Here is a 23043-nt window from a genome sequence, read left to right on the forward strand (position 1 = left end):
ACATGGGTTTATGGGCGGCATTTCGACGGTGGGTTACCCCGTCAAAGGCACCGCTGCTGAATATTGCTGCGGATGAGGGCGAAGGCCCCGTGATTATCTTTCTTCACGGGATCGCCTCATCCGCGGCGACATTCACCCACGTCATCCCGCAGCTTTCAGATCACTACCGCTGCATCTCATTCGACCTACTCGGTTTTGGCGAATCGCCCAGCCCTGTGGATGCCACTTTCACCATCGAAGAGCACGTGGATTCCATCCGGGCCACGATCAATTCGCTCAAGCTCGACGCCCCTTTTATTCTCGTGGGGCATTCGCTCGGCAGCCTTCTCGCTGCGCGTTACACGGCGATGCACCCCAGCAAGGTCAGTCGCCTCGTTCTGGTGAGCCCACCCATCTACGTGCCACCGAACCAGATCGGCGATCCGCTCGTGCGTGCCCGCGTCGGTGCTTACATGCGGGCCTACGAGTTCTTGCGCGACAACAAAGATTTCACGATGGCGACCGCCGAAACGTTAGGCCGTCTCTTTCAGCTCGAGGACATCCTCGATGTATCTGAGCGCAACTGGCAAGCCTTCGTGCTGAGCCTCAAGAACTGCATCGAAACACAGACGACCGTGAGTGACATCGCCTCGGTGCGAGTGCCGATCGATGTTGTCTACGGCTCCCTCGACCAGTTCATCGCACCGGGAACGATGCGCATCGTCGAGCAGATGCGGCAAGTGACGATGCATCGCGTCGAAGCGAACGACCACCTCGTGCGCAAACGCCTGGCCAAGCGACTGGTCTCCGTGATCGATAGCGGCGCCGAACTGGCGCAGAAGGCCCGCTAGCCGCGAGCGGTTCCCCGCGCGAGCGGCAGGAGTAGCGTTGAGCTAACGGAGGGAACTCTCATGGCCCAGCTACTCGACACCACCGTCTGCATTGCAGGGGGAGGCCCGGCCGGAATCGTGGCCGGCCTCATTCTGGCTCGCGCCGGCATCGATGTCGTAGTACTTGAGAAACACGCCGACTTTCTGCGCGACTTTCGCGGCGACACCGTTCACCCGTCCACGCTGAATCTGCTCGACCAGCTCGGTTTGGGCGAGGCGGCGGCGAGGATTGATCACAGCGAGCTTTCCGTTCTCGATGCGGTGATCGACGGCATCCGGCTTCGTGCCGTTGACTTCACGACGCTGCCTGGGCCACACCGCTACGTGACGCTCATGCCGCAGTGGGATCTGCTGAACATGCTGGTGGAAGAAGCCCAGCGGCAACCCACATTTCGCCTGGTGCTCGAGGCCACAGCCCATTCGGAAATTCAGGAAAACGGGCGCGTGGTCGGAATCGAAGCGACGACGCCTGACGGGCCGCTTCGCGTGAACGCGGCGCTCTCGGTGGCCGCCGATGGGCGCGCTTCAGCGGTGCGCGATGCCCTTGGCCTAGTGCCGGCAGACTATGGCGTTCCCATTGATGTGCTGTGGTTTCGGGTGCCGCGCCCCACGAAACCGATGCGCGACACCCTCGCCAATATCCGCGGCGGTTCCGCTCTCGTCACGATCCCGCGACCCGGCTATTTTCAGTGCGGGCTTCTCATTCGAAAAGGCAGTTTTCCTGAATTTCAGAAGGCGGGCATCGAAGCGTTCCGCAACAAGATTGCGGCGACCGCACCACGCCTACGCGACGTGACCCACGAGATCGCGAGCTTCGACGACGTGAAACTGCTGTCGGTGCAAATCAATCGTCTGCCTGAATGGTCGGTGCCAGGCGCGATCTGTATTGGCGATGCCGCCCACGCGATGTCGCCCGCGTTCGGCGTGGGCATCAATTACGCGATTCAAGACGCCGTGGCCCTCGCGAATACTGTCGTTCCCGTGCTGCGCGAGAAGGGGACGGATGCCGCAGCAATCGATGCTGCATGCGCCGCGGTGCAGCGCCGCCGCACCTTGCCCACGGTGCTCATGCAGCGCATGCAACGAGTGGCGCACCGGCTCATCAATCGCGCCACGAGTGGAGTCGTTCTGCACAACCCACCGCGCCTGCGCGAGCGCTTCGTGATTGCGGTGGTGTTGCCGCGCGTGCGCCCGATTTTGGCGCGAATCGTGGGATACGGCTTCCGGCCGGAACGCATTGCTCCGGGCATCCTAAAACCGCGCGCCTAGGCCGAACCGGAGCCACGTCAGCCCGGGGTCAACCTCTGCTGTCCGCTGCGCCCTAGCGCCCGCGCGCCTAGTACGTTTCGAGCACCATCGTGACGGCCCAAACAACGCTCGCACCGATGAGGGCGGCGAAAACGAGGAGCCAGAACGCCGAGGGAATTCCGGTGCGCTTGAAGAGGAGGTAGGCATCAGAAGTGTTCAGCTGGTCACGTCTGCGAGTGTGCACGCCAATCACTGTCGCGAGCCCGCGCACGCTTCCCACGAGTAGGGCGATCGCAATGACGAGGAGCACGTAGCTCTGCTGTTCGGGCGTTGCCCACACCCAGAGGGCGGCGCTCGCGGCGGCGGAAACGGCCACGACAAGGAAGCCGAAGAGGTTGCGAATCACGAGCAGCGTGAGCACGAGGATGATGCCGCCGATGAACAGTGCCATGGCGGTGTAGCCCTGGGTGACGCACCAGAGTTGCACGGCTCCGACGATGGCCGGCGCCGGATAGCCGAGCGAACCGCTGATCACGGAGCCCAGTTTGCCGCGGCCGCTACTGACGGCCTCGCCCGAGTGGTTCATCCGAATCTTCATGCCGTGCACGAAGCGACCGGTGAGAATCGCGCCGACAGCATGGCCGAGTTCGTGCACGAGGGTCGTGAAGAGTCCGAACCATTTCCAGATCGGCTGCGGGATGCTCAGCACGGCCGCTGCGGCCACGATCACGATCAGCAGGGTCGGCGAAATGTCGACCGGGGTCGTGCGGGCGAGGGAGTCGAGAAGGGCATCCATTCGGGAATTCTCTCACCTCGAAGCCACGAGTGAGGTCTTTTTAGGACTCCCACGCCGCGTCGAGATTGTTCATAGAAAGTCCATAGAGTTCTCGGGCTCAATGGGGACCAGCGTGAAAGCACGACCACACTTCGCAACAACTTTGGAGCCCCGCAATGAGCCAACTCACCATGATCGCCCTCGACCTTGTCGCCGTCGGTCTTCTCACTTTCGCTCTGTACTTTGCGCGCCACCGCCGCCGCGACCTGCTCGTCGCCTACCTCATCGTGAACGTTGGCGTGATGGCCGTTACGGTCATGCTGGCCGATAGCGCCGTCGGTGTTGGCCTTGGTCTCGGCCTGTTCGGAGTTCTCTCGATCATCCGCCTCCGTTCTTCGGAGATCGCGCAGCACGAAGTGGCGTACTACTTCGCCTCACTCGCCCTCGGCCTCATCGCGGGCCTCGGCGCTGCCGGCGTCGCCAGCGAAACCACCTCACTGGTCTCGGTTTACGTCGCCCCGGCGCTCATGGCCATGATCGTGCTCGTGATGACCTTCGGCGACCACCCACGACTGTTCCGCGCCTACCGTCAGCAGACGGTGACGCTGGATGCCGCGATCGCCGACGAGTCCACCCTGCGTGTGCGTCTCGAAAACTTGCTGGGCGCTCGCGTTCACTCGCTCACGGTCTCGAAGCTCGACCTCGTCAACGACACGACGGTGGTGGATGTTCGCTACCGCCTCGTTGAGGGGGCTCGCTCGGCCCGCAACACCGGAACCGCTGCGCCCGCAGCTACCGCCGACGGTGCGCACGACAACCTTGAGGCAGCACAGCGATGAACACGCCAAACACCACCCGCTTCGCATCCATCTCGCTCGAGGAGCTGGCCGAACGCGCCTCGCTGCTGACGCGGGTCGACCACAAGTACTTGGTGCCGGCATCCGACCTGGAAGCACTGCTCGCCGAGCTCGAGTCTCAAGCTCGGGTGCTCGAGATCAACGGGCAGCAGCACTTCGACTACGAGTCGGTGTACTTCGATACTCCGGAGGCGGCGAGCTACCTGTTGGCCGCGCATCCGCGACGCCGTCGCTTCAAGGCCCGCACTCGCAGCTATCTGGACACGGGGGATTGCTACCTCGAGGTGAAGACGAAGGGCTCGCGCGGCACGACCGCCAAGCAGCGCCTGCCATACAGCTTCGACGAGCGCGACCGTCTCACGGTCGAGGGTCGCGAGTACATCGACGAATTGCTGCACGATGCTTCGGTGGTCGGCATCGACTCCGACAGCATGGAGCCGGTGCTCACGACGCGCTACACCCGCACGACTCTGTTCTTGCCGGGGAGCGGCAGCCGGTGCACGATCGACAGTGCTCTCGCCTGGGAGTGTGACGACGACGCGCTTCGCTTCGACGACACTGTCATTGTCGAAACCAAGTCGTCGGGCCAGGCCAGCGAGGTCGACCGCCTTCTCTGGAAGATGGGTCACCGACCGGATCGCATCTCCAAGTTTGCGACCGGCCTTGCCGCCCTTCGCCCAGAACTGCCGCACAACCGGTGGTCGCGGGTGCTCCGTCAACACTTCGCTCCGGCGCTCGAGAGCGTCGCTGCCTAAGCACTACACACTCGTCGCCCGTTCGTGACTGCCCTCACGGACGGGCGACGTTTGTTGCGTGGTCGAACTTTGTCGCCGCGGAGGCGTAGCGTTGAGTCATGGACATTCGCACTCTGGGCCGCACCGGCCGTTCTGTTTCCGCAATCGGTCTTGGCACGTGGCAGTTGGGCGCCGACTGGGGTGACGTCAGTGAGGCGGATGCCCGCAGCGTGCTCGATACCGCGGTGGATGGCGGCGTCACGTTCTTCGATACCGCCGACGTCTACGGCGACGGTCGCAGCGAAAAGTTCATTGGCAGCTACCTCGCCGACCGCCCCGAACTCGACATCACCGTCGCGACCAAGATGGGCCGCCGCGAAGCGCAAGATCCCAGCAACTTCACCCTCGCCAAGTTTCGCGAGTGGACAGACCGCTCCCGCCAGAACCTCGGCGTTGACACTCTCGACCTCGTGCAGCTGCACTGCCCACCCACCGCCGTCTTCGGAATGGACCGTGTCTTCGATGACCTCGACACGCTCGTCGCCGAGGGCGCGATCGCTGCCTACGGCGTGAGTGTGGAGACCGCGGATGAAGCGCTCGCCGCAATCGCGCGACCGAACGTCGCCAGCGTGCAAATCATCCTCAATGCCTTCCGCCTCAAGCCGCTGGATGCCGTACTGCCAGCCGCGCTCGACGCCGGTGTAGGAATCATCGCCCGCGTTCCGCTGGCCTCTGGTTTGCTCAGTGGCAAGTACCGCGTTGACACGACGTTCGCGGAAAACGACCACCGCACATACAACCGCAACGGCGAAGCGTTCGACGTGGGGGAGACCTTCTCGGGCGTCGACTTCGAGACCGGTGTCGCCGCGGCTCAGGAGTTCGCGGCGCTTCTCGCCGCCGAGCCTTCCGTCGCCGACTTCTCGACGCCGCAGGTTTCGCTCGCGTGGGTTGCTCAGCAGCCCGGCGTGAGCTCGGTGATTCCGGGAGCGCGCAACGTAGCTCAGGCTCAGTCCAACGCCGGTGCCGGCGAGGTGCCTGCCCTGAGCGAAGGCTTCATGGCCGGGGTGCGCGACATTTACGATCGCCACTTCCGCGCTGCCGTGCATCCACGCTGGTAGTTACGATCGCTGGCACAGGGCTTACTGGCACAGGGCTTACTGGCGCAGAGTGCTGATCGGCTCGGTGTCGGGGATGGGGCTCGCATCTTTGCCACGCAGGTCAGGGTGCCAGCCGCGCAATAGTGTCGGCACGAGCACGCCGAGGGCAGCGATGACGGTAGCAGCCCAGAATCCGCCAATGGGGCCGTTGGCGTCAATGAGGAACCCTGCGACGGCGGAGCCGAGGGCTGCACCGATGAGTTGACCGGTGCCGACCCATCCGTAGGCTTCGGCGGTATCGCTGAACTTGACGCTGGCTGACACGATTGCGAAGATCACGGCGAAGGCGGGAGCGATGCCGATGCCGGCGACGAGCAGCATTATTGCGAGCCACCAGAAGTCAAGGTAAATCATGGCCAGTGCCATGCCGACAAACACTATGAGCATGCGTCGTGCAAGAGCCCAGGGGCCGATGGGCAAGTGGCCCAAGAGCAGACCGCCAAAGAGCGAGCCGATTGCCCAAATGCCGAGCACGATGCCGGCTTGAGGGCCACCATGGCCAAAGACGGCGACAACGGATGCTTCTACCGCAGCGGCGGCGCCCACCAGCAAGAAGCCGGTGATGGTGGCGAGCATGACGGGCGGGCGGCGCAACACGGTTCCGAAGGAGCGTTTGCTGCGCGGGATGCGCACTTGACCGACTTCGGGACTCGCGATGAACCAGATTCCACCGAGGATGAGGAAGGTGCCTGCAACAACGATCGCCAGTGTTGTGGAGATTTGTACGGCAATGAAGGTGGCGGCAACGGGGCCTGCGACCCAGATGATTTCTTGGGCTGAGGCGTCGAGAGAGAATAGCGGGGTCAGTTGTTTCGAGTTGACCATCTTGGGATAGATCGTGCGCACGGCGGGTTGCACCGGTGGGTTGCTGAGGCCGGCGATGAGGCCAACAATCATGAACATTCCGACGCTCATGGGCACAAGGGCAATCGCGAAGATGGCTGCAGCACAAATGACGAGGGTAAGAATGAGCACTTTGCGCATTCCCCAGACACCCATCCAGCGGCTCGTTAGAGGACCGGCGACAGCTTGGCCGACACTCGTGGCGGCGAGCACGAGTCCGGCTGCGCCGTACGAATCGTGGATCTGTTCGACGTGAAGAAGGATCGCCAGAGAGAGCATTCCGCTCGGTAGTCGCGCAGTAAGTTGCGCGGCAATAATTCTGGCGATGCCCGGAGTTTTCAACAGGTCGATGTATGCGTTCACAAGAACTCCAGCTTAGCTGTGGAGTCGGGCCAATTTTGTGCTGGGTTGGGCCGTATTTATGCGGTTTTTTCGGGTGTCAGAGGTTATCCATAGGCTGTGGAAAACCCCGCGAAGTTATGCACACCTGTGGATGACACGCCCACTACATCTAGGGTTGGCGGAGGGTGGCACCCACGATATATAGTGGTGTCACCGCTTGGCCGGGGGTCACGGTTTTGAGTGTTTTCGGGGATTTTAGGGAGTATTTGTGGCAATCACAGTCGTCAAGCGCAACGGTCAGCGAGAGCCGTACGATGCGAACAAGATCAACATCGCAATCGAAGAAGCCGCAGCTGGCCTCGACGAGAACATTACGTGGGTTACTCAGATCGCTTCCGAGCTCGAATTGACGCTGTTTGACGGCATCACCACCCAGCAGCTCGACGAAGCTGTCATCCAGGTTGCGCTCCAGAATGTTAAAGACGACCCGGCTTTCGATACCGTCGCCGCTCGACTACTCCTCAAGACCATCTACAAGCGCGTTCTCGGTGACTACACCGACGCGGCTGACCTCAAACGCCTCCACAAAGAGCACTTCGGCCCGAACGTTGTTCGCGGCGTTGAAGAGGGACTCCTCGACCCTCGCCTCACGAGCATGTTTGACCTGGATGCTCTCGCCGAGCACCTAGAGCCCGCTCACGACGAGCTGCTCAAGTACATCGGTGTTGTCACACTCAACAACCGCTACGGCATCAAGGGTCGCAACGGCGACGCTCTTGAGGTTCCGCAGTACTTCTGGATGCGCATTGCCATGGGGCTCTCGCTTAACGAAGCAAACCCCAACGAGGCCGCACTCAAGTTCTACGAAAAGATGTCGAGCCTTGAGTACCTGGCTGCAGGCTCCACTCTCGTAAACGCGGGCACGATTTACCCCCAGCTTGCCAACTGCTTCGTCATGGAAATGCAAGACGACATGGAGCACATTGCGAAGACGACGCGCGATGTCATGTGGCTCACCAAGGGGACTGGTGGCATCGGTCTCTCGGTTACCAAGCTGCGCGCTCAGGGATCGCCTATTCGCTCTAACAACACCACGTCCACCGGCCCCATCCCGTTCATGCACACGATCGACTCGATCCTGCGTGCAGTTAGTCGCGGCGGCAAGAAGTTCGGCGCACTGTGCTTCTACATGGAGAACTGGCACATGGACTTCCCGGAGTTCCTCGAACTCCGCAGCAACTCGGGTGACCCCTACCGCCGCACGCGCACCGCCAACACGGCAGTGTGGATTAGCGACGAGTTCATGAAGCGCGTTCAGAATGATGACGCGTGGTACCTCTTCGACCCGCTCGAAGTTGCTGATCTCAACGAGCTCTACGGCAAGGCGTTCTCGGAGCGCTACAACGAGTATGTTGCGAAGGCCGAAGCTGGCGAGATGCACATGTTCAAGAAGATCGGTGCTCGCGAGCAGTTCAAGTCGATCCTCATTTCGTTGCAGACCACGAGCCACCCGTGGTTGACGTGGAAAGACACCATCAATAACCGTGCGCTCAACAACAACACAGGCACGATTCACCTTTCCAACCTCTGCACCGAGATCACGCTTCCGCAGGATGAAGACAACGTCTCCGTCTGCAACCTTGCGTCGATCAACCTCTCGCGTCACCTTCTGCCTGAAGGTGGAGTCGACTTCGTCAAGATCGCCGAGAGCGCTCGACTGGCTGTCCGTCAGCTCGATAACCTCATCGACATCACGCGCTCGAGTGTGAAAGAGGCCGACTTCTCTAACGAGCAGAACCGCGCCGTTGGTCTGGGCGTTATGGGATTCACCGACATCATCGAGAAGCTCGGCTACAGCTACGAGAGCGAAGAGGCCTACGACCTCATCGACGAAATCATGGAGCACGTGTCATACGCTGCGATCGACGCCAGCACCGAGCTGGCTAAAGAGCGTGGCTCGTACACGAACTTCGAGGGTAGCCGTTGGTCAGAAGGCCTCGTACCGCTCGACTCCATCGCGCTCACCGAAGCCGACCGCGGCATGGAAATCAAGGTCAACCGTAAGACGCGCCTCGACTGGGATGCCATGCGCGAGAAGGTCAAGGGCGGAATGCGTAACGCAACGCTCATGGCGATTGCTCCCACCGCATCCATCGGACTCGTTGCCGGCACGACGCCCGGTCTCGACCCGCAGTTCTCGCAGATCTTCAGCCGCTCGACCTCGAACGGCAAGTTCCTTGAAGTGAACCGCAACCTCGTTGCGACGCTTCAGGAGCAGGGACTTTGGGAGCAGAACCGTGAAGCAATCCTGCGCAGCCAAGGTGACGTGCAGAACATCGCAGGTATCCCCGATGACGTCAAGGCCGTGTTCAAGACGAGCTTCCAGCTCTCTCCATACGCGTTCCTTGAGGTTGCCGCTCGTGCCCAGAAGTGGATCGACCAGGCCATCAGCCGCAACATGTACCTCGAGACGCGTGACCTCGGCGACATGATGGATATCTACTTCGATGCGTGGTCGCGCGGAGTGAAGACCACCTATTACCTGCACATGAAGCCTCGCCACCAAGCCGAGCAGTCAACGGTGAAGGTCAACAAGTCAGAAGAAATTACGTCAAGCAAGGCTGCAACAGCCTCCGCTTCGACATCCACCGCGGGCGCAGCTCCCGCACGCCGAGGTTTCGGCGGATTTTCAAAGAAGGCAGAGTAATCATGAACCGCGAAAACACCGTAGAGGACTACTTCGTACCGGTCGACCCTATGGATGACCTGCAGTGCGATAGCTGCCAGTAAGAGCAGCCCTCAGTAGCCTTACCCGGGAAACGCGACACCACACCGTTGTGTTCTCCCCACCACACACATCGAGCACCAATCGAGAGAGAAGAAGTAACCGGAATGGGAATTCTAGGTACAGGCCTGCAAGATGGCCTCCTGCTGAAGCCAATTAAGTACCAATGGGCGATGGATCTGTATGACCAGGCTGTGGCCAACACGTGGTTCCCTAACGAGATTCAGCTCGGTGAAGACATTGCTGACTTCAAGAAGATGACCGATGAAGAACGTCACGCTGTGACCTTCCTCATGAGTTACTTCAACCCCAATGAGCTGCTTGTCAACAAGGCGCTGGCCTTCGGTGTGTACCCGTACGTCTCGGCCGCAGAGTGCTCGTTGTATCTCGCGAAGCAAATGTGGGAAGAGGCAAACCACTGCATGAGCTTCGAGTATGTTCTCGAAACTTTCCCCATCGATCGCGAAGCGGCCTACAACTCTCACGTCGATGTGCCATCGATGGCTCGCAAAGAAGAGTTCGAGATGAAGTACATCCGTCGCATGACGGAACAGACTCTCGACATCAACACCATCGAGGGCAAGCAAGACTTCATCCGCAACCTTGTGGCCTACAACGTGGTGCTTGAAGGCATCTGGTTCTACTCGGGCTTCATGGTTGCCCTGTCCTTCCGCCAGCGCAACCTGCTGCGCAACTTCGGTTCGCTCATGGACTGGGTCGTTCGGGATGAGAGCCTGCACCTCAAGTTTGGTATCAACTTGATTCTCACGGTGCTTGAAGAGAACCCTGAGTTGCAGACCGAAGAGTTCGCTGACGAAATTCGCCAGATGATCTTGGATGCTGTGGAGATGGAAGAGGCCTACAACCACGATCTGCTCCCCGGTGGCATCCTCGGCCTCAACGCTAACTACATCAACCAGTACGTGAAGTACCTGGCTGATCGTCGCCTTGAAGAGCTCGGCTTCGAGCCGCACTACAAGGTGTCGAACCCGGCCAAGTGGATGGCAACAGCCAACGACACTCTTGAGCTCGTCAACTTCTTTGAGTCGACCAATACCTCCTACGAGGCAAACGCGTCGGCAACCACCAAAGTAAAAACGGAGTGAGCCTGACCGTTGAGTGGGTCAACTGGCTAGACCCACGAGCGGTTGCACAGCGTGAACTGATGGAGGTCGAGACGACTGCGATGTACGCAGATCGTCAGGCCGCCCTCGATGAGGCGGGCCGCAACGCAGTAAATGCTGCGTTGACGGTGTCGCCTGACGACATCAGTCACACGCTGCTCGTGCTCGATGACGATACTGTTATCGGCCACGCCGCGCTTCGACCTTTCGGTGAATCCCTCGAAGTAAAGAAGGTGTTTGTCGATTCACGCCATCGTGGCAAAGGCGCGGCCCGGCGACTGATGAATGAGCTGGAGGGTGTGGCCCGCAAGGATTCCGCCCGGTCGCTCATGCTGCAGACGGGTCATGCTCAACTGCCGGCAATGGCGTTGTATGAGAGCCTTGGATATCAACGTATCGAGGCTTTTGGCCACTACGCTGACATCCCGTTCGGCGTCTGCTATGAGAAAACCTTGTAGCTCGTTCAGGCGGGCACTCTAAGCTTCATCGGATGGGGGATAGCCTTCATCCACTTAACTCGAAACAATTGCACTGTGAGACTTTTCCGGCGGCGCCCGCGCCTTAACTTGGGCAAATTTAGGGCGCCCGAGCCTGTTGAAGAGGCCCCCATCGAACGTGTTGTCGAGGAGGGCGTGCTCATTGCGCGCAACGCGGTGCGCATGGCAGTGAAAAACCGCATTATTGTGGATGCCGCTCGTGATCACCTTGACTACGACGACGGTGCTTTGGCCGGTCTTGTTCATGTCGAGTTCGATCACCTCGCTGACCAAGCCGAACGACTGCTCAAGGTCACGCGCACGGAACGCAACCGTGACGTGCAGGAGGGCCTCACCGAGGGGCTTCGCCAAGCATCCATGGACGGCGAGTTAATTTCGAACATCATCGATGAAGCCCGCGAGTTGGCGTGGAGTGAAATCGGAACAGCCATCATTGCCAAGCTTCGTGATGCGTACATTCCTGCCGCTGATCCGCAGTACCAAAAAAACCGTGAAACTAGGCTGCGTGAGTTGCGTACTATCAACCTCGCCGAGCTGCAGGAATCGGCCGAGGGTGAGTACTAGCGCGGCTGCATACGGATTGCACCGTCGAGCCGAATCACTTCGCCATTGAGCATGGGGTTCTCGACGATGTGCTGCACGAGAGCCGCGTACTCATCCGGTCGACCAAGGCGCGACGGATGTGGAACTTGCGCGCCGAGCGAATCCTGCGCTTCTTGCGGTAACCCCGCCATCATCGGAGTCTCGAAGATGCCTGGCGCGATTGTCATGACGCGCACGAGGGAGGCGGCAAATTCACGCGCGAGCGGCAGCGTCATCCCGGCCACTCCTGCCTTGGAGGCAGCGTAGGCGGGCTGGCCGATCTGGCCGTCAAACGCTGCCACCGATGCCGTGTTCACGATCACACCGCGTTCGCCCTCGATAGGCTCGGTTTCGACCATTGCGGCGGCCGCAAGGCGAATGACGTTGAAGGTGCCTGTGAGGTTGATACCGATGACGGTCTCGAAGGTGTCGAGTGGCAGCACACCCTTGCGGCCGAGGGTCTTGCCCGGAGTCGCAACCCCAGCGCAGTTGACAACAATGCGCAGCGGAGCGACCGACGCTGCGAGGTCGACGGCAGCCTGAACGTCAGCTTCCGAACGCACATCGGTGGGAGCGAAGCGGAAGCCATGTTCGGCGGCGATCTCGACTCCAGGAGAGCTGCGCAAGTCGGCGATGGTGACCTGCGCACCGTGCGCGGCGAGAGCGCGAGCGGTGGCCAAGCCGAGTCCACTGGCGCCACCGGTGATGAGCGCTGCGGCATCCTGAATTTTCATTAAAACCTTTCGATGAGGGTTGCATTAGCCATGCCGCCGCCTTCGCACATCACGTGGAGTCCGTAGCGGCCGCCGGTGGTGTCGAGGTGATTGACGAGAGTGGTGAGCAGTCGAGTGCCTGAGGAGCCGAGAGCATGGCCGAGGGCAATGGCGCCTCCTCGGGGGTTCACGAGTGCCGGATCGACCGGAAACTCGTGTAACCAGGCGAGAGCGACAGAGGCGAAAGCCTCATTGACTTCAATGCTGTCGAGTTGGTCGAGCCGGATGCCGCTGCGCGCAAGCACACGATGCGTTGCAGGAATGATCCCGGTCAGCATCTCGATCGGATCCGATCCCACGACGGCGAAAGAGTGGAATCGTGCTCGCGGTGTGAGGCCGAAAGCGGCCGAACGCTCCTCGCTCATGATGAGCACTGCCGAGGCACCGTCAGTGAGGGGCGATGAGTTTCCGGCGGTCACGCGCCACGTGATCTCAGGAAATCTGTCGGCGATCTGCTGATCAAAAAAGGCGGGACTGAGACCGGCAAGCCCGTCGGCGGAGGTTCCCGGTCGGATCGTCTCATCAGTGCTGAGGTTGCCGATGGGCAAAATTTCGCTGCCGAAGTCAGCAGCGGAAGCGCGGGCATGGGAGAGGGCGGCGTAGACATCGAGATCGTCTCGGTCGAGCCCCCAGCGAGCGGCGATGAGCTCGGCAGAGATTCCTTGATGCACGAGGCCTTCGGGATAGCGTTCGTGGAGCATCGGGCTGAGCCCGGCCTGCCCGAGCGTTGCTTGGCCGATGGGGTGAGAACTCATGAGTTCGACGCCGCACGCGATGACGACATCGTTGACTCCGGCCATCACCGATTGGGCCGCAAAATGTGCCGCCTGTTGGCTAGAGCCGCACTGGCGGTCGATCGTGGTTCCCGGAATTGACTCGGGTAGTCCTGCCGCCAGGATGGCGTTCCGCGCGATATTTACTGCCTGCTGCCCCGACTGGGTCACGCAGCCCGCCATGACATCGTCGATCGTGGAGGGATCGAGATCGTGACGACTCAGCAGCCCCTGAAGCACCGTGGCGAGCAGATCGACCGGATGCTCAGCAGAGAGTGCTCCGCCGGGCTTTCCCCGGCCCGAGGGCGTACGAATTGCGTCAACAATGACTGCCGTTGTCATGGCTCAACCCTAACCGCGGGTGCAGATGCGGGGAAGAGCCACAACAACTACGGGCTTACGCGGGTTCGACACCAAACGCGCGAGCGAGCTTGTCGATCTTCTGCGCGCGACCTAGGCGGGGCAAGTCGCTGCCGTCACGGATGACGCGGCCACGAGCCTCGAAGTCGTTCAAGAATTCGCGAGCCCACGCAACATCTGAGCGAGTGGGGCTGATTACTTCGTTGATGATCGGCAACTGCTCAATGTCGAGGCAGAGCTTGCCGGTCATGCCGAGAGAGACGGCCATGCCACCCTGCTCGCGCAGGACCGGGTGACTTGTACCGACGGTCGGGCCATCGATGGGGCCGGGCAGGTTGCCCACGCGGCTGGCGATAACCAGGCGCGAGCGCGGATAGGCCATGGCGAGGTCGTCTGCGCTCGTGCCAGTGTCGCGACGGTAGTCGCCGCTGCCGAACGCGAGGCGGTAGGCGCCGCGAGCACGAGCGATCGATACGGCTTCTTCTATCCCCAGTGCCGACTCGACAAGTGCAATCACGGGCGTGATTCCTTTGAGGCGGTCAAAGGTCTCTGACACATGAGCTGCTGCTTCGGCCTTGGCGAGCATGACGCCGCGCAGGCCAGGAAGACCGGCGAGGGCATCCACATCGTCTGACCAGAAATCGGAGGCGCGGTCGTTGATGCGCACCCAACCACTGCCACCATTGCTCAACCATTCGACAACCGAATCGCGCGCTGCGGGCTTGAGGCGCGGGTCAACAGCATCTTCAACGTCGAGGATGATCTGGTCGGCGCGCGAACGCTCGGCAGCATCAAAACTTTCGGGGCGAGTCGCGGCGACCAAGAGCCACGAACGCGCAATCTCGGCGGAAACCTCGTGGGTGGTCGGGTGGTCGGTGGTGCTTTCGGACACGCGTGAGCTGCTTTCTTTCAGTAGAGAGGCCACGATTTCGTGCCACTCGCAGCCTCAAGAGTAACTTGTGGCGGCGGTCTGCTGCTGAAAATGCGGCTTTAGGAAGCGAGCACTTTCGCGATGCGCTGCACACTCACCGATTCGGCGGTGCCCAAGTGCTGGGCGAAAAGACTTAACCGCAGTTCTTCGAGCATCCAACGCGCCCGAGCGATCTGTGGCTCGGGATGCTGCTCAAGCGGAAGAGTTCCGCCGGCATCTTTGTAGCGACGGGTCGCCAACTCGACTTCGGACATCCAACCACGGTCGCGACCAGGATTCTCGGTGAGTTTCGCAACGCGATGCTCAATGCCCTTGAGATAGACGGGCACGCGGCGTAGTTGAGTGAGCCCGGTGGCCGAAACGAAGCCCGGATAGACGAGCGCGTCGAGCTGTTCACGTGCATCGCCCAGGGGCGCGATGAGGTGCATGCTGGTGGCGGCCCGGATCGCTTTATCGGCCAGTCGCGTGCCCGAAACAATGGATGCCACGAGCGATACTGTCGCAAAGAGCGAGTCGACCAGTCCTGCCGAAATTTCGTTGCGCAGCGCCTCGAACTCGGCTTGCGCGAAGATCTCGCGATCTCCCACCACAGAGTCAACGCACGCGCGCAAACAATCGTCGAAGAGAGCATTCGTGGAGCGATACGGGCTCTGCGCCAACACTAGTTTTTCGTTGCCGGTGAGGTGTTCGTTGATGTAGCCGAGCGGCGAGGGAATCGCCAGCAGCAAGAGTCGGCGCACACCGCCCTGGTGCGCGATGGCCTGATCGTAGGGCGTCGACATGAGGCGAATGGAGACCGAGTCACCGTCATCCACGAGGGCAGGGTAGGCGCGGATCGTGTTGCCGCCGTGCTTGGTATCGCGCGATCGATCGAGGTGCCCGAAGTCCCACGCGGTGATTCCTGAGCGTTCGAGAGTGGTGGCCGCCCGTTCTGTCGAACCTTTGTCGGCGCCCTCAACGGCACGAGCAACGCTCTCGCGGGCAACCGGCTTGAGGCTTGCCTGCAGGCTGCGCAGCGACTTATTGGCTCCGACCTTCTTGCCGCGTTCGTCGATGACAGCGAAGGTCACTTTCAAGTGCGCGGGAACTCGCTCGAGTTCAAAGTCGGATGCCACCACCCTCACATAGGTCAGGCGGGTGATCTCTTTAGCGAGGTATTCGGTCAGGCCAGGGCCGTCGTCGAGGGCCGCAGCGGTCGGATCGGTGGGAGCATTTTCGAGCAAGCGACGAGCCCAGTCGGCCGCGGGCACGACGTTGCGGCGGATTGGCTTGGGCAGCGCTTTGATCAGCGCCGTCACGAGCTCTTCGCGCAGTCCAGGTACTTGCCAATCGAAGCCTTCCGGGCGAAGGCCGGCAAGCAGCGGCAGCGGCACGGCGACGGTGACGCCGTCGTCGTCAGTTCCTGGTTCAAAGCGATACGTCAGGCTGAGCGTTTGATCGCCGCGCACCCACGTGGACGGGAAGGCGTTCTCGTCGACTTCGGCGTCATCCGCGTTTTCGAGGAGATCGTTGGTGGTGAGGGTCAGCAGGTCAGGGGAGTCGTGACGGGCTTTCTTCCACCAGCCCTCAAAGTCGCGCACCGAGGCAACGGTGGCGGGGATGCGCTTGTCGTAGAACTCAAAGATTGTTTCGTCGTCGTGCAGAATGTCGCGTCGGCGGCTGCGCTCTTCGAGTTGTTCGAGGTCGCGGCGCAGGGCACGGTTGGAGGCATCGAAGCCCCACACACGCTTGTCCCGCTTAGTTAGGTCGTCTTCACCCTCGACGAGCGCATGACGAATAAAGAGTTCACGAGCGGCGGGTAAGTCAACGCGAGAGAACTGGATGCGGCGGCGGGCGGCAAGCGTGACTCCATAGAGCGTTACACGTTCGAACGCGACGGCGGCTCCCTGCTTTTTCTCCCAGTGTGGCTCTGAGTAGCTACGCTTCACGAGATCGCCGGCGAGCTTCTCAGCCCAGACGGGGTCAATCGCGGCGTTGGTGCGCGCAAAGAGCCTGCTCGTTTCCACGAGCTCGGCGCTCATGATCGCGTTGGGCTGTTTCTTGGCGAGAGCCGAGCCGGGGAAGATGACAAAGCGGGTCTGACGCGCGCCGATGTAGTCGCGCTTCGCAACATCCTTGAGGCCAATATGGCTGAGCAAGCCAGCCAACAGTGAACGATGGATGCCGTCGGGGTTCGAGTGGACGTCACCGATCACTAGCCCGAGCGGTTTGGCCATTCGGCTCAACTGTCGGTAGACATCGTGCCATTCGCGCACGCGCAAATGGTTGAGATATTCGCTTTTGCACATACGTCGAAACTGGTTGCCCGAGAGCTTTTTCTGCTTCTCTTCAAGATAGTTCCAGAGATTGAGCAGGGTGAGAAAGTCGCTCGTGGGGTCGATGAAGCGGGCGTGCTGTTGGTCGGCTTGCGGTCGCTTATCGAGGGGGCGTTCGCGGGGGTCTTGAATACTGAGGGCCGCGACGATCGCCATCACTTCGCGCGTGGTGCCGTGCTGCTTCGATTCGATCACCATGCGGGCAAGGCGAGGGTCGATGGGCAACTGCGTGAGCTGCTTGCCGATGCGGGTGATTCGCGGCGCGGCTTCCTTCGCGGCGCCATTCGCGGTGCGGGGGCCGTTGACGCTCGATGAGGTTTTCGTGCTGCGAATTGCGGCGATGTTCTCGACCGCGCCAAGTTCGGTGAGCAGATCGAGACCGTCTTTGATTCCGCGCGAGTCTGGCGGTTGCAGGAAGGGGAACTCGGCGATGTTGCCGAGGCCAAGCGACACCATCTGCAGGATGACCGCCGCAAGGTTGGTGCGCAGAATCTCGGGCTCCATGAACTCAGGCCGAGAGTTGAAGTCCTCTTCGGAGTAGAGCCGAATCGCAATACCGTTACTCGTTCGACCGGAACGCCCGGAGCGCTGATTGGCGCTGGCCTGGCTGATCGCTTCGATCGGCAATCGCTGAATCTTTGCGCGCGTGCTGTAACGACTGATGCGCGCCGTTCCCGCATCGATGACATAGCGGATGCCGGGCACAGTCAAACTGGTTTCGGCGACGTTGGTGGCCAGCACGATCCGGCGTCGCGTGCCGGGAGTGCGTCGTGACTCGAAGACTCGGTGTTGTTCGGCGGCGCTCAGGCGGCCGTACAGCGGCAGCACCTCGGTGCCTTCGTGCAGTCCGCCACCGCTGATGCGGCCGCGAATCGCCTCTTCGGCATCCCGAATCTCGGTTTCACCCGAGAGGAATACGAGCACGTCGCCGTCGCTTTCGAGCGCGAGTTCGTCGAGCGCGTCATTGATGCCTTGGAGGTAGTCGCGGTCGGCGCGGTTCGCGGCCTCTTCTTCGGCGTCGTCTGCTTCCAGCTCTTCGGCAACGAGCGGGCGGTAGCGAATCTCGACCGGATAGGTGCGGCCAGACACTTCAATGATCGGTGCGTTGTCGAAGTGCTTCGAGAAGCTCTCGGGATCGATCGTGGCGCTCGTGATGATGATGCTGAGGTCGGGGCGTCGGGCCCGCAATTGCTTGAGGTAGCCAAGCAAGAAGTCGACCGTGAGACTGCGCTCGTGGGCCTCGTCGATGATGATCGCGTCATACTTCTTGAGGTCGCGGTCTCGGTGAATTTCGTTGAGCAAAATGCCGTCGGTCATGAGCTTCACGCGAGTGTTCTTGCCCACACGGTCGGTGAATCGCACTTGGTAACCGACGAGGTCACCCATCTCGGTTCCGAGTTCTTCCGCAATGCGCTCGGCAACTGTTCGCGCCGCAATCCTTCGCGGCTGCGTGTGCCCGATGGATGTCTTGCCGAGTTCCAGCAAAATCTTGGGTAGCTGGGTGGTTTTCCCGCTACCGGTCGCGCCGGCAAGGATCACGACTTGGTTATCGCGGATGGCCGCAAGGATGTCGTCTTTGCGCTGGCTGACGGGCAGCTCAGGCGGGTATGTCACCACCACGTCAGCGGGCAGCGCGGCTGCGGTGCTGGCGGAGTGAACCTCTGATGCAGACATAGCCCTTCAGCTTACTTGCTGTGGGCGGTAACTAGGGTGTCGGCGACAACCAGCGTCGCAGCATCCGGGTCACTGCGGGCAGCAGTAGGTAGGTCATGATCGGCGTGAGGCACAGAGTGGTGATGAGCACATGCACGAGGATCGGGAGTGCATCCCACCCCGGAACGAGCAGGGTGACGACGTAGGTGAAGAGCAGGTTGAGCGGAAAGAACCCGAGCCAAATGATGACCGCTTGTTTCCACCGCGGGGGAGCAGCAGGCGCGCCAGAACTCGTGCCTGCATGTTCAACGGTGATCTCGGTTGGCTCATCGAACCAGCCCTCGATTCCGGTGCGGCGTTCGGTGCGTTGATCGTGCACGAACCCGCTGCCGCTTTGCAGCCACCACGCACGTTCGGGGGATTGTTCCCAGTGCAAGAGTGCTGCATCATCCGCAAATCGGTACAGCATGTGCCATGTGGTGCTGTTGGTGCCGGCACGCACCCAGCCTGAGCCAAGAAAGCCGGGGTAGCTGGTGGCAAGGTTGATGCCTGTTTGCATCCAGGCGGTGGCTTCGGCGATGCGCGCGGGGTCAACGGTGCGTTCAATAGAAATGGTGATGGGGGCGTTCTCTGGGGGCATCAGCGCACTCCTTTCTGTTGTCCAGCGGCAACAGTGACAGCCGGTGTGGGCTTGGCTGTGTTCAATTCTACGGCGGATGCTCGCCGCTCAGTCTTGGCTGATGTTAAGTTCTTGCGACACCACGACACCTCTGTAGCGTCAACAAATGTGGCTCCCGCCCTACCCTCGCTCATCCGCGCATCACCCCTCTGTGGGTTAACGACAGTTAACTGACGCACGATTATGTCGATCTTGTTTCAAATTGTGCGAATCGTCAGTTTTCCTTGCCTCAGTGTTCAGGTTTGGGGTGTAATGGCGGCCATGGGATTGGTCTATGCCGTCCCCTCGACCACCTTTCTACTGGAGGAAAGATGAAGAAGAAGCGCGTCTCAGCTGTCATAGCTGTGCTCGCGGCTGGAGCTCTCGCCCTTACAGGGTGTACTCCGCCGTATGAGTCCGAAGTTATTGCCGACACCGAAATTACAGTGGCGTGGAATGACCTGATCGACAACTTCAACGGAAGCAGTGCAGCAGGTAACAACACGGCGAACGCAGTCGTGCTGTACATGATGAACTCGTCGTTCCTGTACTACAACGACAAGCCAGAGCTTGTTCGCAACACCGACTTCGGATCGTTTGAGAAGACGAGCGATGACCCGCTGACGGTCAAGTACACACTCAACGACAATGTGACGTGGTCGGATGGAACCCCCATCGACTCCGCTGACTTGCTGCTCGCGTGGACCACCATCTTCGCCGGTGTTAAGGATGCAGACGACGCTCCGCTCTTCACCCACGCCAACCCGCGTGGCGACCTCGCTTCTGCGATGCCAGAGATCGACGACAAGAGCATCACGATCGTCTACGACAAGGCCTACGTTGACTGGGAGATCCAGTTCGACCTCGGCGTTGCCGCCCACGGTGTTGTTCAGCTTGCGTACCCCGACATCACCGATGTTGATGAGGCCAAGTCGCAATTCGTCGAGGCTGTGCAGAACGATGACGTCGAATGGCTCACCCCAGTAGCCAAGGCATGGAACGACGCCTACCAGGCCCCGAGCACGCCGGACAATGAACTTGTTGCGCTGTCGAGCGGTGCCTATGTTCTCGACGAGCTCGTCGAGAACGAGTACGTTGCGCTGAAGGCAAACCCGCTCTACACGTGGGGCCCTTCGCCGAAGTACGAGCGCATCATCGTTCGCCAGATCGAGGACTCGACCGCTCAGGTTCAGGCCATCGAGAACGGTGACGTGCAGATTGCTGCCGGCCAGCCGACCCCCGACGTGCTTGAGCTCGTCAAGGGACTCGACAACGCCGACTACGTCACCGCGGATGAGGCCACCTACGAGCACATTGACCTCACCTTCAACAACGGTGGCCCCTTCGACCCCGCCACTTACGGCGGAGATGAAGACAAGGCAAAGGCTGTTCGTCAGGCATTCCTCAAGGTTGTTCCTCGCCAGGAAATCCTCGACAAGCTGATCACGCCGCTCAACCCCAATGCGACTCTGCGCGACTCGATCCTGCAGATCCCCGGTGCTCCCGGATATGACGAAATTGCGTCAAGCAACGGTTCGGATGCGTACGCCGAGGTCGATGTTGACGGTGCCAAGCAGTTGCTTGCTGATGCCGGAGTAACGACTCCTGTTGAGGTCAAGTTCTGGTACCCCGAGGGCAACGTGCGTCGTGCAACCGAGTTCGAGTTCATCCAGCAGTCGGCAGCACTTGCCGGCTTCACGGTTGTCGACGACTCAGAACCCACGTGGGCCTTCACCGATAAAGAAGCAATGCCGATTAACCCGCACGACGCGACCATCTTCGCGTGGCAGTCGACGAGCCTCGCGCTCACCGGCTCCGACCAGTACCTCGGTACCGATCAGCCAAGCAACTTCGGTGGATACTCCAACACCACCGTTGATGGTCTCCTCAAGGACCTCGAGACCGAGCTGGACCCTGCGGCCCAGAACGAGATCCAGGTTGAGGTCGAGAAGCTGGTATGGGATGACGCTTACGGCGTCACCATCTTCCAGTTCCCCGGCATCACCGTGTGGAACAACTCAGTAACCAACGTCAGCCCGAGTCCGCTGTCGCCGACCTACTTCTGGAACTTCTGGGAGTGGGCACCGGCCGACGCTGAATAACTCGGTAGTGCCTTAAGGGTGGGCCGGGCTTCAAGCCCGGCCCACCTCGCACACGTTCTCTGCCGCCCAGCGGCACTGTTTTTGTTCCGTACTGTCATGCCCCCGAAATGAGGACCCCCGGTGTTGACCTTTGTCGCCAGGCGCCTCGTGGCCACTATTCTTGTGCTTCTTGTGGCCTCGTTCGTCGTCTACGTTCTCACCGCGAATTCCGGTGATCCGCTTCAAGAACTCCGGGGTAGTCGAGACCCCAGCGCTCAAGACCAGATCAAGTATTTGAGCGGTGTCCTCAATCTCGATCAACCGCCGGTGCTGCGCTACTTCTCGTGGCTTGGCGGTGTCGGAGCCTGCTTCATCGGTCAGTGTGACCTCGGTATTTCAGTTGCGCGAGGCGAACAGCCCGTGATTGAAGCCATCAGCGGAGCGCTCGGCTCCACTCTCCAACTCGTTCTCGCCGCGACGATTCTTGCGATCGTGATCGGCGTTGCTATCGGAATGACCACCGCACTTCGTCAGTACAGCGGGTACGACTACGTGGTCACTTTCCTTACTTTCGTCTTCTATTCGCTGCCGATCTTCTGGGTGGCGGTACTGCTGAAAGAATTCGGCGCTATTCGCTTCAACGAATTCTTGGGTGATCCCGTCATGCCGTGGTGGTCGATTGTGCTTGTCGCGCTCATCATGGGCTTCATCGCCTCCGCCGTCGTCGGCGGAGAGTTGCGAACGCGTGTTATCGCTTTTCTCAGTGTTGGTGGTGGAATAGCCGCGTTGCTCATTCTGCTCGACGTGACTCGCTGGTTCGAAAGCCCGTCGATCGGCTACGTCGGTATTGCGCTGATGTCCGTGGCGACGGCGGCGGTCGTGCTCTTCACCTCGACCGGGTTCCACAACCGTCGAGCTCTGCTCGCAGTAGGAATCGTCGTCGTGCTGACGATCGCATTGAGCTGGCCGTTCCAGTTCCTCTTCTACTACCTCAACAGTGCGTGGACCGTGTTGCTCGTTATCGCGATCATGGCGGGGCTGGGCATCGTGGTCGGCTTGCTGGTCGGAGGCGACGGCAAAGCGGTCATTGCGCGAACTGCGGGCCTCGTCGGAGGCTTGGGCGTTATCCCGCTCGTGCTCGACCAGATGTTTATCCGTTGGGATGAGTACGTGGCGCGCATCCCGCTCAGCAATGGTGTTATCGCGACGATCGGGGCTTCGACGCCCGCTATCCGACGCGTGGATGACACGTGGTTGAACATGCTCGATTCGCTCACCCACATGCTGCTGCCCACAATCGCGCTCATGATCATCTCGCTCGCGGCCTACACGCGCTACGCTCGCGCCAGCCTGCTGGATGTCATGAATCAGGACTACGTGCGCACCGCTCGGGCCAAGGGCCTCGGCGAACGGACGGTCGTTATGCGTCACGCCTTCCGCAATGCCATGATTCCGATCGCCACCATCATTGCGCTCGATTTTGGTGCGGTTATTGGTGGAGCAGTGATCACGGAAAGAGTCTTCGCCTGGCAGGCCATGGGTTCCCTCTTCAATGAGGGTCTTCATCGCACCGACGTGAACCTCGTGATGGGCTTCTTCCTCGTCACCGGTATTCTCGCCGTAATTTTCAACGTTGTCGCCGACCTGTTGTACTCGGCCCTTGACCCCAGAATTCGGGTGAGCTGA

At 60.7% G+C, this 23043-nt stretch carries 18 protein-coding genes; 11 read left to right on the top strand and 7 right to left on the bottom strand.

What is annotated here, in order from left to right:
- Positions 1-2: 2 nt before the first annotated feature.
- Together AACZ26_RS09685 and AACZ26_RS09690 are read left to right on the top strand one after the other, a co-directional pair.
- Positions 3-830 carry an alpha/beta hydrolase gene (locus AACZ26_RS09685; protein WP_339621117.1) on the top strand — a complete coding sequence of 276 codons (828 nt, stop codon included), beginning with the start codon at positions 3-5 and terminating at the stop codon, positions 828-830.
- A 60-nt stretch (positions 831-890) separates the two neighbouring features.
- Positions 891-2138, top strand: coding sequence for an FAD-dependent oxidoreductase (locus AACZ26_RS09690; RefSeq protein WP_339621119.1), 1248 nt, complete (start codon positions 891-893; stop codon positions 2136-2138).
- Between the two features lie 67 nt (positions 2139-2205).
- Here the strand turns inward: AACZ26_RS09690 and AACZ26_RS09695 are convergent, their stop codons facing one another.
- Positions 2206-2913 (bottom strand): M50 family metallopeptidase, encoded by a 708-nt coding sequence (locus tag AACZ26_RS09695; protein WP_339621120.1) that lies wholly within the window; start codon positions 2911-2913, stop codon positions 2206-2208.
- A 155-nt stretch (positions 2914-3068) separates the two neighbouring features.
- Here AACZ26_RS09695 and AACZ26_RS09700 point away from each other — a divergent pair, with 155 nt between their 5' ends.
- The 3 genes from AACZ26_RS09700 (at position 3069) to AACZ26_RS09710 (ending at position 5601) form a co-directional block, all read left to right on the top strand.
- Positions 3069-3731, top strand: coding sequence for a DUF4956 domain-containing protein (locus AACZ26_RS09700; protein WP_339621121.1), 663 nt, complete (start codon positions 3069-3071; stop codon positions 3729-3731).
- Complete coding sequence (locus AACZ26_RS09705; protein WP_339621122.1) at positions 3728-4504, top strand: VTC domain-containing protein; 777 nt, start codon at positions 3728-3730, stop codon at positions 4502-4504. The genes AACZ26_RS09700 and AACZ26_RS09705 overlap by 4 nt, the downstream gene beginning before the upstream one ends.
- Positions 4505-4602: 98 nt before the next feature.
- The gene (locus AACZ26_RS09710) at positions 4603-5601 is read left to right on the top strand and encodes an aldo/keto reductase (protein WP_339621123.1); all 999 of its coding nucleotides are present in this window, start codon (positions 4603-4605) and stop codon (positions 5599-5601) included.
- A gap of 36 nt (positions 5602-5637) precedes the next feature.
- Here the strand turns inward: AACZ26_RS09710 and AACZ26_RS09715 are convergent, their stop codons facing one another.
- A complete protein-coding gene (locus AACZ26_RS09715; RefSeq protein WP_339621125.1) occupies positions 5638-6846 on the bottom strand; it encodes an MFS transporter in 1209 nt (402 codons plus the stop codon).
- A 247-nt stretch (positions 6847-7093) separates the two neighbouring features.
- On the opposite strand from AACZ26_RS09715, the gene AACZ26_RS09720 reads away from it, so the two are divergent.
- The 4 genes from AACZ26_RS09720 to AACZ26_RS09735 all read left to right on the top strand — a co-directional run bounded on the left by AACZ26_RS09720 (position 7094) and on the right by AACZ26_RS09735 (position 11795).
- The gene (locus AACZ26_RS09720) at positions 7094-9532 is read left to right on the top strand and encodes a ribonucleoside-diphosphate reductase subunit alpha (protein WP_339621126.1); all 2439 of its coding nucleotides are present in this window, start codon (positions 7094-7096) and stop codon (positions 9530-9532) included.
- 185 nt (positions 9533-9717) lie between these two features.
- On the top strand, positions 9718-10716 hold the full coding sequence (locus AACZ26_RS09725) for a ribonucleotide-diphosphate reductase subunit beta (protein ID WP_339621128.1): 999 nt from the start codon (positions 9718-9720) through the stop codon (positions 10714-10716).
- The gene (locus AACZ26_RS09730) at positions 10713-11192 is read left to right on the top strand and encodes a GNAT family N-acetyltransferase (protein ID WP_339621129.1); all 480 of its coding nucleotides are present in this window, start codon (positions 10713-10715) and stop codon (positions 11190-11192) included. Before AACZ26_RS09725 ends, AACZ26_RS09730 begins: the two co-directional genes overlap by 4 nt.
- Before the next feature lie 75 nt (positions 11193-11267).
- Positions 11268-11795: a hypothetical protein gene (locus AACZ26_RS09735; RefSeq protein WP_339621130.1), complete on the top strand. Its 528-nt coding sequence runs from the start codon at positions 11268-11270 to the stop codon at positions 11793-11795.
- Here AACZ26_RS09735 and AACZ26_RS09740 read toward each other — a convergent pair.
- From AACZ26_RS09740 to AACZ26_RS09760, 5 genes are all read right to left on the bottom strand, one after another.
- On the bottom strand, positions 11792-12547 hold the full coding sequence (locus AACZ26_RS09740) for a 3-hydroxyacyl-CoA dehydrogenase (protein WP_339621132.1): 756 nt from the start codon (positions 12545-12547) through the stop codon (positions 11792-11794). The two genes, AACZ26_RS09735 and AACZ26_RS09740, sit on opposite strands and share 4 nt — an antisense overlap.
- Positions 12547-13701: a thiolase family protein gene (locus AACZ26_RS09745; protein ID WP_339621133.1), complete on the bottom strand. Its 1155-nt coding sequence runs from the start codon at positions 13699-13701 to the stop codon at positions 12547-12549. Before AACZ26_RS09745 ends, AACZ26_RS09740 begins: the two co-directional genes overlap by 1 nt.
- A gap of 55 nt (positions 13702-13756) precedes the next feature.
- A complete protein-coding gene (locus AACZ26_RS09750) occupies positions 13757-14611 on the bottom strand; it encodes a CoA ester lyase (protein WP_339621135.1) in 855 nt (284 codons plus the stop codon).
- 98 nt (positions 14612-14709) lie between these two features.
- Positions 14710-18639 carry an ATP-dependent RNA helicase HrpA gene (gene hrpA / locus AACZ26_RS09755; protein WP_339621136.1) on the bottom strand — a complete coding sequence of 1310 codons (3930 nt, stop codon included), beginning with the start codon at positions 18637-18639 and terminating at the stop codon, positions 14710-14712.
- A gap of 31 nt (positions 18640-18670) precedes the next feature.
- Positions 18671-19258: an antibiotic biosynthesis monooxygenase gene (locus tag AACZ26_RS09760; protein WP_339621137.1), complete on the bottom strand. Its 588-nt coding sequence runs from the start codon at positions 19256-19258 to the stop codon at positions 18671-18673.
- Between the two features lie 350 nt (positions 19259-19608).
- Here AACZ26_RS09760 and AACZ26_RS09765 point away from each other — a divergent pair, with 350 nt between their 5' ends.
- On the top strand, positions 19609-21378 hold the full coding sequence (locus tag AACZ26_RS09765) for an ABC transporter family substrate-binding protein (RefSeq protein WP_339621138.1): 1770 nt from the start codon (positions 19609-19611) through the stop codon (positions 21376-21378).
- 120 nt (positions 21379-21498) lie between these two features.
- Positions 21499-23043 (top strand): ABC transporter permease, encoded by a 1545-nt coding sequence (locus AACZ26_RS09770; protein WP_339621139.1) that lies wholly within the window; start codon positions 21499-21501, stop codon positions 23041-23043.

Source organism: uncultured Salinibacterium sp., from assembly GCF_963974405.1.
GTDB lineage: Bacteria > Actinomycetota > Actinomycetes > Actinomycetales > Microbacteriaceae > Rhodoglobus.